This is a genomic window from Ignavibacteriales bacterium, from assembly GCA_015709675.1.
GTDB lineage: Bacteria > Bacteroidota > Ignavibacteria > Ignavibacteriales > Ignavibacteriaceae > H2-BAC3.
On the sequence record CP054182.1, the window covers coordinates 1,031,057 to 1,046,284 of the forward strand.

The window sequence follows — 15,228 nt, forward strand, 5'->3', positions numbered from 1 at the left end:
TGCATTACCTACCTGATAGTTTATAACTGTTATATACTGTTATGGTTTTGTACTAAATTTGTCAGCATTATCAGATTATCCTTACCCAGAAAAGCGCTTGCCCCCGCGGATATGGCAGCATCCCTGAAAGCACTGGTTTCGTGCGCGGTTAAAATTATCACATGAGCAAGGGGATCATAATTAATTATATTTTTTGTTGCGGTTAATCCGTCAACATTCTTCATTTCTAAATCCATAATCACATAATCGGGACGGTTTGATTTATAGAGTTCAAGTGCCTCGTCACCGTCCTCTGCCTCAATAAACTGATCATACCGGTTTTTCAGCAGAGACGCGATCATTTTTCTTACCCTGGGATTATCATCCACGGAAAGAATCTTAGTCACATCTCCACCCGGCGATGAGAGATTCTGATACTGCAGCGGAGGCCTTCCTTCTCCTCAGTGCGGCTGACTTGAGACAGGGGAAACATCCCAGGCAAAGAATCAGTCCGGATACATTCATATATATTTTCACTTTATGTGTACAAAAGAAAAAAATTAACGGGATAATATTACAGCGGAGATGCTATGGGGGACAATGAGTGCCACCACTCAATTTTCTGAGTGGTTCCACCCAGTAAAACCGGAAAGCAAGCGAAATGAGAAAGACCTATGACAAGTCTTATAGATTTTTAATGCAGGGATAGGGAGTTCTACCAATTTGCAACTCTGCCGGAGTCGGGCTGTCAGGTCATCCGGATTTCTACCAACTTACGGCTCCGCTGGAGTCATTCCGGCGATTAATAATTCATACTTCAAACTTCATAATTCTTTACGCTCCTCCGGAGTCGGATTAGGTTTGAGGGGTAATTACGATTTCTACCATTTTTCGACTCCACCGGAGTCCGAAGAAAATCCCGAATGAAGGACAGTATAATTTGTAATGAGGAATTAGTGATTAGTTATGCCGAAGGATATTCATTTATTATTAATCGAAAAGAGCCGCACTGATGCGCGGCTCTGCAAATTTCTTGAAATCATTTAATTAATGTCATCTTTTTGACTGACGTAAATTCACCTGCTTCTATCCGGTAAACATATACTCCTGAAGGAAGCGCTGATGCGTCGAACGGCAAAGAATAATATCCGGCCTCTCTTTTTTCGTTTAATAATTCTGATACTCTGTTTCCGAGCATATCATACACTGCTATCTTTACGGCCGATGCGGCAGGGAGACTGAATTCAATCGTGGTCAACGGATTGAAGGGATTCGGGTAATTTTGCGATAAACTGTAAATCTGCGGATTTCCGAAGTCAATCAGCGCTTCGGGTGAATAGGTTTTGTATCCGTCGGTTTCTGTTATGGCTAATCTGTAAATATATTTTCCCGGCAGTACACCATAATCCGTAAAAGAATATCGTTTGGGAGAGTTACTGTTCATAGAACCCTGAACTTCTCCGATCTCATCCCATTTCACATCTCCGTAAACTTTGCGTTCAACCGTAAATGAGTAAATGTTTATCTCGGTCTGCGTTCTCCAGTTTAAGACAACATTTTTTCCGTTTATCCTTGCACTAAACAGATCGAGTTCAACGGGAAGAGGATTATTAGAATTAGAAACCACACTGCTGAAGTTTCCGTTTTTATCCTGAGCACGGATAAAATAATATAATGATCCTTCGAGCGGGGCAGTGTCCGTATAGGTTGTGTCTCTTGTTACTGCAATCGGTGATAAACTATCAGGATTGAAATGCGAGTTGCTGCTCCTGTAAATATAATATCCGTAAAGATCGCTCTCGCGGTTCTCTTTCCAGACAAGTGTAACACCATTTCCGCCCGGCTGGCTGCTGAAATACTGGACGGGCAGGGGAGAAAGGTTATCAACACTGTAAGCGGGAACCATGTTTGATATCCAATAGTCATTTTTATCCGCGCCCCGCGCAACGATTCTGTAATAATATACGCCGGAGGTTTTTGCGTTTGAGTCAACCGGGGTTTTAATGGTATATGAGTATCGTACATTAAACCGGGGAGTAACCGAGGCAATCTCTTCCCACGCGTTGCCGAATATCCCTCCGGGGAGCGTGCGTTCAATCGTATATTCACTCAGCACCGTATCGCCCGGGACATCGTAGCCTATACGCAGCCAGTTAACAGTAAGCTGCCCGCCGTCATCTCCGGGCACGTCTCTTATATAGTTAATTTTGGGCACAAGAGTTTGAGGAGCATATGACAAATAGAGATATGCTTTACCCGCTAAATTTGAATTGCTTCTGTCCGGTGCGCCAATTATGTAATCAGGCATCCTGTCTCCGTTAATATCACCCAGATAGGCGGCGGAACTGGCAAACAAATCATATCCGTATGATGACCTTATGATATCGGCTTGAGAATCCATATTGGCGCCTCCGTAATAAATCTGCACAAGACTGGTATTAGGCAGTGAATTTGGACTGGAAGTCACCAGAATGTCTGAATACCCGTCATTATTCTGATCACCGGCAGTTGAAACCACCGAACCAAGCCTGGAACCACTTGTGCCGGTAAGAGTGACTGACGCCGAGGTGCTCATTGAAGATCCCCCATAATAAATATATGCCCTCCCCGTGCTGGAAGAATAGGTAGAGGCTCCTACCACAATATCGCCATAGCCATCGCCGTTTACATCCCCTGCTGAAGCAAGTGAGATTCCAAGATTAGAGGATGCTTCACCAGTAAGCGTAACATCGATAACGCTATCCATTGCTGCACCGCCGTAAAGTATATATACTCTGCCCTGGCTGTTATAGCCATACGAACTGAACATTGCATCAGCAAAACCATCGCCGTTTACATCCCCCGCACCGCTGATTCTCCTGCCCCAACTTAATCCGTTTGCGGCAGGACCTGTTGATTTTAAATCATAAACTCCGTCGAGAACTGCGCCCCCGTAATAAAGATAAATCCTGCCTAAACCTCCTCCATAATTGTATGCACTGGCCATAAAGTCCCCGTAGCCATCACCGTTTACATCACCAATGTGGCCGACTGATACACCAAAATGATTCAAGGCTGCCTCGCCGTCTATCATTAAATCAGGAATTGTATCCATATTGCTTCCGCCAAGATAGACCCATACGCGGCCTCTGTTCGTGTTGTTGGCAGTGCTGTACTGATTTCCTCCGACTATTAAATCTGCGAAGCCATCACCGTTCAGGTCGCCTGAGGATGACATTGAAACGCCGAAGTAGCTTAAATGCTGAGGTGTTTTTATGATTTTGTCAGCAACATTATCTAAGAGTGGCCCTCCGAAATAAATATAAATCTTTCCGGTATCGGAAGATGTGAACAATGCTGAGACCACCGCAAAATCCGGATAACCGTCTCCGTTTAAATCGCCCTCACCCGAAATTGTCTCGGAATATTCAGCGTTAATCTTGCCGTCCGTAAAAATATAATCAGGTGAGTTGCCGGATACAGTCATGTTTTTATAAAAGTAAACCATTCCTTTTGCACTGAGGTAATTATGGGCACCGGCCATAAAGCTAGAGTAGCCGTCTCCGTCAAAGTTCCCCCCCATTGCAACAGAATAGCCAAAATACGAATTAGAATTTTCGCCGGTTATTTTCTCCCGCGGTGTAGGGCTTATATCTTTCGCTCCGGAAAAAACATATATCCTTCCTGTGTTCCCGCTGTAACCGTGAGCCCCGATAAGAATATCAGAGTACCCGCCTGATCTCATATCTCCCGCTGAACTTACCGCAAAGCCAAAATAATCCCCCGCTGTTTCTCCTGTGAAAGTGAAATCAGCTGTATTGTCCGGCTGGGAAGAACCCAGATATATATATGCACGGCCTCTGTTTGAGCTGTATCCGTATGCGCCAACAATAACATCAGCATAGTAATCACCGTTAACATCACCCGCCAGTGCAACTGCATGCCCAAAATAATCTCCGGCTGATTCTCCAAGCATAACAATATCTGCGGTGCTATTCATTGCTGCACCGCCGAAAAAGATTTCCGCCTTCCCCTGATTGCTGTTGTGTCCGGATGAGCCGACGATTACATCTTCGTATGTGTCACCGTTAATATCACCGGTCAGCGATACTGAGCAGCCAAAATTATCTCCGGCATTACTGCCGTTCAGTATAATGTCTGGTGTATTATTCATATTTGCACCACCGAGCAAAATATATGCTCTGCCAGCTGAGCTGTTATAACCACTCGAGCCGATAATCAGGTCGGTAAATGTATCCAGATTCACATCTCCGGCAGAGGAAACCGAGCATCCCAAAAGGTCACCGGCGGTCTGGCCTGTAACGGTTAAATCAGGAATCACATCAATATCTTCTCCGCCAAAGAGGATATATGTTTTCCCCGCGGAAGATCCGAACCCTTTCGCTCCGATCACGATATCGGCAAAGCCGTCTCTGTTCAGGTCACCGGCAATAGCTACAGCCGAGCCGAAAAGGTCACCGGCGTTTTCACCGTCAATAACATACGGAACTGATGCCGCTCTCACCGGACCAAGATAAATATAAACTCTCCCCTTATCCGAAGAAATGTTGGGAGCGCCGATGATAAAATCATCCAGCCCGTCTCCGTTGATATCCCCCGCTCCGCTGACTGAGGCGCCAAAACCGCCCCCGGGGATCTGGCCGATTATCTGCTTCCTGGATACTGCGTCAGGAGAGGGGGGCTCATGCCCGGTGCCAGCGGAACCAGTGAGCAACTCAGAAAAAGTATCTTGAGTGTTTCCGGATACATCCAGATCAATAGGGGGAAATGTTACAGCTGCCAGAGTTACAAAAGTTACTACTACATACAAGAATATCAACCGTTTGAATAAACGCAACTTTGCCTCGATTTTTTTTGTGGTTTTTGGGAAGTAATACGGCTAACAAATAGCGGCGCAAAATAGAGCAGCAGGGCTGTTCTTAAAAGAATAAAGCCGTAAAAATTGATAAATCTTATCGAATTTTCTTTATAAAAAGAGGATTTTTGTTAATATTTGAACCCGGAATCAGGTCAACTGATAGTGTTTGGTTATGTTACATTTGCCGGTCTTATTTGATTACATTTTTTCTTCTTCTCTGTTTTTTATCCTCCGCGCTCTCCGGACAGAGCAGCTACAGTCCTGACAGCCTTCTTGTCCTGATAAAGAAATCTCCCCCTCAAAAGGCAGGAGAACTTGAAGAGCTTCTCATTGAGATCATGTACACCGCGCCTTACGACTCTGCTAAATCGCTTAGTGAAAAGCTGCTGCGCGTTGTGCCGGGGATAAACAATAACTCGCTTTATATTAAAACGCTGATTCATTCCTACCGCTTCCATAGTTATAATGATAAGATACGGATGCTCAATAAGGCCCTGAGTCTGGCCTCAGATAAAGGGAATGCTTATCTGATGTCAGCAGCATATGAGTTTAAAGCGATCGCTTTCCGTGATAATTCAATGACGGATTCCGCTATGATCAACGCGCTGAAAGCAAAGGATCTTCTGGAAGAACTTGGGCCGGAATATAAAATGGGGGGTGTGCTGCAACTGATCGCGGACTTGCATTATTACGCCGGGCAGTATGATATTGCGGAGGAAACATACAGTAAGGTGCTTGCAGAAAATAATGAAGACAAAAACTCCTGGCGATATATTACCCTTAATAACAATATCGGGCTTATCCGCATCAAACAAAACCGGTTTGCTGAGGCGGAACAACTATTCAGACATTCGCTTGCTGTTCTAAACTCAAGAAAGATGAATTATGCGGATTCGAGCGGACTGCCTTACCTGTACCGCAAAATGGCGGAGGTTGCATTATATCAAAAAAAATTCGCTGAGGCAGAAAACCATTTTATTCTGGGTGAAATTTTCAGCATCCGGTTCAGACAAACAGCTGAATTGCCGGGGCTGTATATCGTGAAGGGATCGCTTTGTTATGAACAAGGTGAAGCAGATTCCGCTTTGTTTTATTTCAATAAAGCGAAACAGCTTGATGAGCAATACCCTGATTTCGGGAATCAGGTTACTCTGTACCACGGTCTGGCCGATACCTATGGATTGTTAAACGATAAGGCTAAAGCGAATGAATACCTTCACCTGCTTCTTGCCGCAAAAAACCGGGAGGATTCCGTTCGCTATCAGGCGAAGTATATGAATACGTTCGCGGAATATAATTATAAACACTACATACAGGAAATTGAACACTATAAGAATCAGCAAATTTTCCTTGTCATCATTATTTCCGGAATAACTCTTTCGCTGCTGATTACCGGATATTTTTATATAAAAATGATCAGGGCTAACAAAAAGCTTGTGGAAAAGAATATTGAAGCAGTCGAAGGCCCGGTTCACCACGAACTGTCTGCCGCAGACTTTTCCGATGAAGATACAAAGAACACCGGAGAAATTGATGAAGCGCGGCTGGAAAAAAATATTGCCGATCTTGAGCGGCTGATGACACAAGATAAGCTGTATCTTGATAAGGATATCTCACTTGGCAAAGCGGCGGATATTCTCGGCACGAACAGGACATATCTCTCAAAAGCAATCAACCGCGTGTATAATAGTAATTTCAACTCATATGTTAATGAGTTGAGAGTCAGAGAGGCAATTCATCTGATAACTTCAGGTGAACTTCAGCATCTTAAGATTGATGGGATTGCGGAGAAATGCGGCTTCAGCAACAGGGTATCGTTCACCAAAGCATTCCAGAAATTTACGGGGGTTTCGCCGTCATTTTTTATTAAGAACGCAAAAAATATTACCTGATAAATTCCCTGAAATTTAAGCGCATAAACCGGCGATACCGGTAACGCAAATTACCAATCAGATTTCTACCAACATGTGACTCCACTGGAGTCGGCGTTCGACTGTGGGGCAATTCTGATTTCAACCAATATGCGACTCCTCTGGAGTCGGGATAGGATTGTGAGTTCATTTGGATTTCTACCAATGTTTGACTCCTTCGGAGTCGGGATGGGGTTGGAGGATGATTCGGAATTCTACCTATTTGCTTCCTCTTCCGTAGTCGGATTTGGTCATTTTATGGGGGAAAACCTCAAAATGTTGAAATTTTGACAATATCTATTTCTTTATTATATTAGAAACAGTATAAAAAAGAAATACAATGAATTTTGTAGAATTTTCCAGAGAGCTGAAGGATTTCCCGGCGTTTAGTCTCCGTGATGTTGCCAAGCTCAGTTCAAAGGTTTATCACCACCGGCTGATTGAGTGGCAGAAGAAGGGCTATATTACCCGGGTTGCTAATGGTATCTATCTTTTTAGTGATGCCGGGGTGGACGAGCTGTATCTCTATTATCTTTCCGGCAGGGTTTATGAGCCATCATATATTTCGCTGGAGTCCGCTTTTGCTTTTTATGGTTTTATCCCGGAATCTGTTTACCGTATAACAGCTGTTTCTACCAGAAAGACCTGGAAGACCAGTTTTACTGATATTATATTTTCTTACAGAACCGTTGGCCGAAGCTGTTTCTTTGGTTATACTTTACTGAACTGGAAGAATACAGTTATTAAAATGGCGGAACCGGAGAAGGCAATCATTGATTACTTTTATCTTAACCCCGGACTTAATTCACCGGAAAAAATATCAGGAATGAGATTTAATGCCGGCGAGATCATGGAGAAAACGGACTGGAATAAGATGAAAGAGTACCTGCAGCTTTTCCGGAATAAGGCACTGGAAAAGAGAATTGATATATTAGAGAAGGTCATCAGAGAGCATGATTAAGATTTCAGACATTGAACGTTACTATCCGGAACATCAAAAACCTTTCAAGAGAAATATCCTGCGTGAATATCTGCAGTATAAAATCCTGAGCATCATTTTTAACACTGAATATGCTTCACGCCTCTGGTTTATGGGGGGAACCTGTCTGCGAATCGTTTTCGGAACAAACCGGTTTTCAGAGGATCTTGATTTTGATAATACGGATCTTACAGCAGATGAGTTTGATTCTCTATCAGAGATAATTGCACAAAAGCTGGAAGACGAAGGATATCAGGCAGAGATAAAAACCGTACACAGAGCTGCCTTCCGCTGTTATATAAAGATGCCGGGTTTATTATACGGAAGCGGTCTTTCCGGCTTCAGGGAAGAAAAGATACTGATTCAGCTTGACACAGAACCGCAGCAATATGATTACCATCCGGAATCCTTTTTACTTAATAAGTTTGACGTTTTCACCCGTATATATTACACCCCGGTAAATATTCTCCTGGCTCAAAAATTATGGGCAGTGCTGAACAGAAAAACACCAAAAGGCAGGGATTACTATGATGTTGTGTTCCTGTTTGGCCTGACTCTGCCGGATTATGGATATCTTGACAAAAAAGCAGGAATAACCAATCTGCAGGAACTCAAAAAGCGGCTTATGCAAAAACTTGAGGCAACAGACGCGAGCAGTCTGGTCAAAGATGTTGAACCATTTTTAATTCAGCCGGAAGACAGCAAGAGAATAGAACTGTTCCCTGAATTTGTAAAGGGACTCAGGTGAATAATTATCCAACGCAAATGATTATTTGCTGAACGAATTCTACCAACATTTGACTCCTCCGGATTCTGGTTGGGTTGTGTGGGAAATTAAATTTCTACCAATCTGTGACTCCTCTGGAGTCGGGAGGACCCCGGAAGGAAAACTATCCATGGCAATAAGAAACGAAAAAACCCGAACCGAAATTCGGTCTTAAACTCGCGGAGAGTCAGTCCCGACTCGTCGGGAGAACCCTGGAAGTCCGCCACGGCGGATAACACCCTCAAGTGATTTCAAGACTGCCGCACACATTAAAAAGAAAAAGCCCGACACAATGTATCGGGCTTAATTTTGACGGAGAGGCAGCACCAACTAGGGTCGGAAGAACCCCGGAAATTCATCGTGAATGCATGTGGAGATATCGGTTTGGAATAAGGGGCTGTCTCATAAGTCCTATTTTGAAAAAAATGTTGCGTTTTTTAATCAAAAACGAAACATCTTTCACACTTTTTTGACTAATGAGACAACCCCTTATTAAACAGGTGATAGGAACTCGATCTTTTATTCAATAACCCACAGCTTCAGCTGGTGGTTAGTTAAACAAGATCTTGCCATCCTGTTGTATGATGTCACTACGCTTTATTTCGAGACATTCAAGGGAGATGAGCTGCGGTTACCGGGATTTTCTAAAGACAACAAGCCTCAAAAGCCCCAAATTGTTGTAGGATTGATAGTAACCAGAAGCGGGTTTCCCTTAAGTTATGAGATTTTCTCCGGAAACACATTCGAAGGGAAGACCATGTTAAAAGTACTGAAAAACTTCACTGAAATCAACTCTGTAAAACGTCCAATTGTCGTTGCCGATGCTGCAATGCTTGGCAATAGTAACATTCAATAATTGGTAAAGGAAGGATTTTCTTGTATCGTTGTGCACGACCTGGAAATATGTCGAGTGAGATGATTGAGTAAATTAACAGCAAGATACAGCGCCAGGACAGGAAGACTATGAGAGTGAAATCAGCAAAAGTGAATTAACTGTTCATTACAGCCAGAAAAGATATCATAAGGACAAGCATGAGTTGGAGAAACAGATAGAGCGGGCAAATCAGTCAATCCAGAACTCCACATTAGCAAGAAATGTGAAGTTTGTAAAGCCGAAAAACAAGTGTAATGAATATATACTCAATGAACCGTTGGTGCAGAAGGCAAGAACATTGCTGGGGCTTAAGGGATACTATACGAATATTCCTAAAAAAGAACTGAGTGACCAACAAATCATTGAAAGATATCACGACTTAAGGCAAATCGAGAAATCATTCCGAATTGCCAAGAGTGATTTGGCTACTCGCCCGGTGTTCCACTTTAACAGCGACTCAGTAAAGTCACATATACTTATTTGCTTTACCGCGCTTATGATGAGCAAGTATCTGGAGATTTTAACCGGGTATTCCATAAGAAGAATAACCGATGCATTGGGAGAAATCAAAGAGGTGATCCTGGAAGACAGTGTTACAGGTCAATCTTTTAGTGTAAAATCCAGCCCCAACCCGGATTCTGAGCCCATTTTCGAACTATTGAAAGAAAAATTGCCGTAACAAATGGTATAAGTCAAAACTGTTATTTTTATTTCTTGTCTACAAGAAACAAAATAGATGCTATTAACTATCAGTAGAATTAAATCGAAGAATTTTCTGTGTGTCATGACCGACACTTCTAACACTTTCCTGATCAGTTTATTAATTTTTCTCACCCCTTCATCACCTTTCCGGCAAGTTCAGCCATATTTTTGCTCTCATACTTAGTAAGCAGATTCCCACGGTATATATTCACTGTTTTTATGCTGATACCCAAATCCTCTGCCAGTTCCGCCGTTGTTTTTCCTGCAAGAACTCCTTTCAGAACCTCTCTTTCCCGGGCAGTTAAAAACACATCACCGTAAAACTCCCGGCTTACGGTCACTTTCCCTCGGTAGCTTTGCAGCAATCTCTCCAATGCTTCTTCATCATATCCTTCAACGGCAAATCGGGCACCTTTTTCAATCCGGGCCACAATACGGTTTAAGTTACTCACCGCAGCCACTTTTTTCACATATCCGTTCGCTCCTGCCTGGTAGGATTTATAGATATATTCCTCTTCCTGATGGAACGTCAGGACAACTATTTTGCCGTCAAATCCCTTTTGGCGCAGCTCCCGTATCACAACCAATCCATGCTTCTTGGGCAGGGATAAATCCATAAATACATAATCCGGGTTCTGCTCATCTGTTATTCGCAGTGCTTCTTCGCCTGTTTCGCACTCAAGAAACTCGGTGAAAAGTTCATTCTCCCGCAAGGTGGTTAATATCCCCGCACGTACAATTGCATGATCATCTGCAATTAATATCTTCATGTTGATGCCTCATTTTTCTCCTTTGTTTCTGCAGGATACTCTATCAATATTTCTGTCCCGGACAACTTCCCTGTTACCACTTCAAAACGCCCCTCTCGTTGTCTTATCTGATGTTCGATATTAAACAAGCCCCATCCGCTCCCCTCCTTGCTGTTACGGTGTACCTCCGTCATTCCCTTCCCGTCATCTGATACAATGATATTTACCATGCCTTCATGACAGATAAGCTGCACACCAAAGTGCTTTGCATTTGAATATTTTACTATGTTATTGGTCAATTCCTGTATTATCCGGTATATACGCATCTCTTCATCAGCCGTCAGATAATCGTCAGGTATTTGGCTTACAAACTCCCCTTCTAATTCTGCTGTTTTAGCAACCTGGTTTACCAAAGATTGTAACGCTGTATTCAGTCCCAGTTCCCCCAGCAGTTTGGGCTTCAACTCATTAACCATTTCATAGATTTCTTCAATACCCTGATCTGCTTCCCGTAATATCTCTGTTAATTCTCCGTCATACATTCCTGCTGTCTTCTTCTGCAGTCTTTCAGCCAACATTCTGATACTCGTCAACGTCTGTCCGTGTCCGTCATGCAGTTCATTTGCCAGTCTCCTCCTTTCCCGTTCAATACTCTGCTGGAGCCGTTCATTAAATTTTTGTATCTCCCTTTCTAAGGCCGTCCGGTCACTGATATCCACCAAACTAATATATGCAAACTTGTGTTCCTGCACACCTTGCAGCTTTATTATATATACCGTATTTCCCTGTTTATATTCACACTGCAGTTCTGCCCCCCTCTGTATGACCTGTTCAAAACTCTCTTCACCTAAAATCTGCAATATCAACCCTCCAAAGGAACTTCCTTTGGCCGCCTCGATACTTTGCACGATCCTCTTCCCTTCCCTGTTTTGGTAAACTATCAGGCCTGCATTATTCAACAATATAATAGGGATCGGCGACATTTCATTAAACAACTTACCGTATTTTTCCTTTTCTTCCTTAATCTGTTTTTTTTCTGCCGTATGACGCAAATTATTCGGCACCAGTCCGTATTTTGTCATAATCACAAAACTTCCGAATATCATAAGGACCATCACAGCAGAAAATACGATCGGGTTTAGTAGACTGAAATTATCGGTCAATGGCGTAAATCCTCTTCTCGTGTTATCCGTAGTGTTAATTTCGGTTCCCCTGGACGGTAGTAGCAAAAGTAAAGATATAACAGTACATTAGTCCAGCCAGATATCAGAAAATACTCCTTAAAAATTGGCACGCCTGCAAATCCTACAATAATTCTTGTTATTGTATTAAGTTCAGAGAACACAAATACCATATAGAAAAGATTTACAGCACCGGTCTTTAATAAGTCCATAAAAGAATCTTTAAGCACAAGTATTGTTATCAACGAGTGCAATCCGGCGATTATGATTAATTGCAACTTCAAATCTGTCGGAGTAATAAAATACACCAAAACCATTAGCGCAACTATCACATAGTAATGTCTTTTTTCTCGCTTCTCAAAAAGCAAAAAATAAAGCACTGGCACACCAAGCAATATATACCAGTGGTTCCCTCGTATTCCGAGTCCAAATAAAAAAATATGCGCAATAATCTCACCTAACGCAAAAAGAAAAAATATCGGTCCGTATTTTTCACTTCTTTGTCTGTAAGCTGTAAAAATGCTTAGTATTAAAAATACATTAGGCAATAAATTGTCCAATTATTTTCCTGCTATTCCAAACAATATGGTGGACACGGCGTTCCCACCTCTAGTATAAACTCCCCGCAACGCAAGGTAAATGCCTTTTCTCGCTGTTCTGCATAAACAATTTCTTCCCCGCCTCTCAAAAGCAATTCCTCTATCCTTTCCCTGCTGTAAATCATCATTACCTTTTCATTTTGTAATTCAAATCCTTCCGGATATACAATTTTTCTCTCCTTATCGGCTACCACCACCACTCCCCCCGCTATCCCGAACATTAAATATGGTCTGCTTTTTGCCTCATTCAGCAGAATTCTGCTTTCCATAGTGGCCCTCATGGTAACAGCCCCAAACTTCGCCTCCCCTTCGCTTCTGCTGAAAATCTCCCCGATTATTTGTCCATTTATTTCTCCCGCAAATAAGAGTAGAGCAAACAACACTGTGGTTAGTCTGATTCCTTTTGCTGCTAACCTTTCCCGTAAACAAGTACACCAATCCATTTTTCCGCCTTTTTTTTATATTTATTGAATAAAAAGCCCTTTTACTTCTCATTTCCCGGTTCCCCGGTTTTTTTTAATTCTACACAAAAAAAAACAACTGCTTTAGCCTATATTACTACTTATCCCCCACTTCGTCAATAGGAGTAAATACCTAGTTATTCTCTCTTTTGTTATTTTATGACCTTAAAATGAGGGGCCGGCATAACTTTACACCGGCCTCTCATAGCTGGTTTCCCGTATTTTACTTCAACAATGTCATTTTTCTGGTCAGGGTCATCCCTCTGCCATAGCTCAACTTGTACAAATAAACCCCGCTGGCTAAATGAGCACCGTCAAATATCACCCCATGGCTCCCTTGCTCATATTGCCCCTTTGCTAAAACTGCTACTCTGTTTCCGAGTATATCATACACCCCAAGCTCAATTTCACTGCTTTCAGGCAGGCGGAATCGTATCTCACTGCTCGGATTAAACGGATTCGGGTAATTCTGCTCAAGTCGGTAATCGGATTCCATCACCTCATCACGTACACTCACCCATGGGTAAAATGTCGTATCTCCGTACACTACCCCATTAATTACACAGCCCATTTGCCGGTCAGTTTCAAAATCAGCTGTATAGGAGAGTATCCCAAATTTTAAACTGTATAAAGCAAATAATTCATATGGATTTCCGTCTAAACTAATTCTAAGTCTATACAATGTGTCGGGCTGTCCATAAACTAGGTCTAAAAGTATTTCAGTAATCTTATAACGCCACATGTAAATCGTTTTTTGATTAACCCATTCGTCACCTATTTGGGGATTTTCTTTCCAATGTATCCATTCATAATTTGGTGCAATTACGCTGCTGTCAACTCTTTCAACGTGATATCCATCGGGACGGACCCGTGTATAGTATTTATATACATGATGTATACTTCGACCTTCAAGTATAGTATAATCAAGTGAATCAATTATAATTTTACCAGGTAAATATTCGAATCGTGCTTTCTCATTTCCATTCACAACGTCGGTCACCCACACATTACCCACGCCGTATGGCATCTGTATTCTCGGTGTAGATTGTGCCTCAGCTCTTGCAATCAGAACTACTGCTGCAATCGTGATTAATATAAGATTCTTCTTCACATCACATTCCTTTATTTTTCTTCAAACAAATGGGGCTTCCTAAATATAACTTTTTTATTGCATGTATTTTCATATATAGAAAGCCCCGTGCATTTCCTATTTCAATAGAGTCAGCTTTTTAGAAAAAACTTTTCCATTCGTTTTCATCACATAAAAATATACCCCGCTGCTTAAACTGCTTGCATCCAGTTGTACCTCATAGTTTCCCGGTTCCCGGTATGTCCGCTCAATGGTCATAACTTCTTTCCCCAATATATCAAATAATCCAATACTTACTTCCCCCTTGCTTTCTATGCCGTATTGAATTGTGGTGCTCGGATTAAACGGATTTGGGTAATTTTGCTCAAGCCGGTAATCGGATTCCATCACCTCATCATGAACACTCACCCATGGGTAAAATGTCGTATCTCCATAAACTACTCCATTAATTACGCAGCCCAACTGAGACGTTGTTTCAAATTCCGCTGTATAGGATAGTATTCCAAATTTTAAACTGTATAAAGCAAATAATTCATATGGATTTCCATCTAAACTTATTCTTAGTCCATACAATGTATCAGGTTGTCCATAAATCGCTGCTGTAAAAATGTCAATAATCTGATATCTCCAAGTTTGGTGCAACCATTGGTTAATCCATTGATCGCCTATCTGAGGATTTTCTTTCCAGTGTATCCATTCATAGTTTGGGGCAATCACATTGCTGTCCACACGTTCAACATGGTATCCGTCGGGTCGGATACGTGCATATTTCAGGGACATGTACCCGTAGCTTCTGCGTTCCAAAACCCAATACGAAATTGAATCGATAATGAAGTTATCATCAATGTATTCAAAGCGATTTTTATCATTTCCGTCCACTATATCATCAATCCACACATTTCCTATACCGTATGGCATTTGAATTCTGGGTAAGGTTGGTTGTGCTACAGATTTTTCACTAAGTAATATGAATGTAATGGTAATTAACAAAATACTCTTCTTCAAATTGACTTCCTTAATTATTTTTCCAACAAATCAGGGCTTCCTAATGATAGCTTTTTTACTATTTGCACCTTTATA

13 protein-coding genes are annotated in these 15,228 nt (G+C 42.0%); 5 read left to right on the forward strand and 8 right to left on the reverse strand.

What is annotated here, in order from left to right; all coding sequences use genetic code 11:
• Positions 1–29 precede the first annotated feature (29 nt).
• Entirely contained in the window at positions 30–386 is a 357-nt protein-coding gene (locus HRU80_03760) for a response regulator transcription factor (protein QOJ28034.1), read from the reverse strand.
• A 632-nt stretch (positions 387–1,018) separates the two neighbouring features.
• On the reverse strand, positions 1,019–4,789 hold the full coding sequence (locus HRU80_03765) for an FG-GAP repeat protein (protein ID QOJ28035.1): 3,771 nt from the start codon (positions 4,787–4,789) through the stop codon (positions 1,019–1,021).
• Between the two features lie 242 nt (positions 4,790–5,031).
• On the opposite strand from HRU80_03765, the gene HRU80_03770 reads away from it, so the two are divergent.
• From HRU80_03770 to HRU80_03790, 5 genes are all read left to right on the forward strand, one after another.
• Positions 5,032–6,729: a tetratricopeptide repeat protein gene (locus tag HRU80_03770; protein ID QOJ28036.1), complete on the forward strand. Its 1,698-nt coding sequence runs from the start codon at positions 5,032–5,034 to the stop codon at positions 6,727–6,729.
• Positions 6,730–7,087: 358 nt separating this feature from the next.
• Positions 7,088–7,708 (forward strand): hypothetical protein, encoded by a 621-nt coding sequence (locus HRU80_03775; GenBank protein ID QOJ28037.1) that lies wholly within the window; start codon positions 7,088–7,090, stop codon positions 7,706–7,708.
• Positions 7,701–8,474, forward strand: a complete 774-nt coding sequence (locus HRU80_03780; protein ID QOJ28038.1) for a nucleotidyl transferase AbiEii/AbiGii toxin family protein — start codon at positions 7,701–7,703, stop codon at positions 8,472–8,474. Before HRU80_03775 ends, HRU80_03780 begins: the two co-directional genes overlap by 8 nt.
• 595 nt (positions 8,475–9,069) lie before the next feature.
• Positions 9,070–9,348, forward strand: coding sequence for a transposase (locus tag HRU80_03785; protein QOJ28039.1), 279 nt, complete (start codon positions 9,070–9,072; stop codon positions 9,346–9,348).
• 181 nt (positions 9,349–9,529) lie between these two features.
• Positions 9,530–10,045, forward strand: a complete 516-nt coding sequence (locus HRU80_03790; protein ID QOJ28040.1) for a hypothetical protein — start codon at positions 9,530–9,532, stop codon at positions 10,043–10,045.
• Positions 10,046–10,196: 151 nt separating this feature from the next.
• Here the strand turns inward: HRU80_03790 and HRU80_03795 are convergent, their stop codons facing one another.
• From HRU80_03795 to HRU80_03820, 6 genes are all read right to left on the reverse strand, one after another.
• A complete protein-coding gene (locus tag HRU80_03795) occupies positions 10,197–10,838 on the reverse strand; it encodes a response regulator transcription factor (GenBank protein QOJ28041.1) in 642 nt (213 codons plus the stop codon).
• Positions 10,835–11,980: a hypothetical protein gene (locus HRU80_03800; protein ID QOJ28042.1), complete on the reverse strand. Its 1,146-nt coding sequence runs from the start codon at positions 11,978–11,980 to the stop codon at positions 10,835–10,837. Before HRU80_03800 ends, HRU80_03795 begins: the two co-directional genes overlap by 4 nt.
• Entirely contained in the window at positions 11,977–12,558 is a 582-nt protein-coding gene (locus tag HRU80_03805; protein QOJ28043.1) for a hypothetical protein, read from the reverse strand. The genes HRU80_03800 and HRU80_03805 overlap by 4 nt, the downstream gene beginning before the upstream one ends.
• 11 nt (positions 12,559–12,569) lie before the next feature.
• Positions 12,570–13,040 carry a hypothetical protein gene (locus tag HRU80_03810; GenBank protein ID QOJ28044.1) on the reverse strand — a complete coding sequence of 157 codons (471 nt, stop codon included), beginning with the start codon at positions 13,038–13,040 and terminating at the stop codon, positions 12,570–12,572.
• A gap of 241 nt (positions 13,041–13,281) precedes the next feature.
• Positions 13,282–14,169, reverse strand: coding sequence for a T9SS type A sorting domain-containing protein (locus HRU80_03815; protein QOJ28045.1), 888 nt, complete (start codon positions 14,167–14,169; stop codon positions 13,282–13,284).
• 96 nt (positions 14,170–14,265) lie between these two features.
• Positions 14,266–15,153 carry a T9SS type A sorting domain-containing protein gene (locus HRU80_03820; protein ID QOJ28046.1) on the reverse strand — a complete coding sequence of 296 codons (888 nt, stop codon included), beginning with the start codon at positions 15,151–15,153 and terminating at the stop codon, positions 14,266–14,268.
• Between the last annotated feature and the right edge of the window lie 75 nt (positions 15,154–15,228).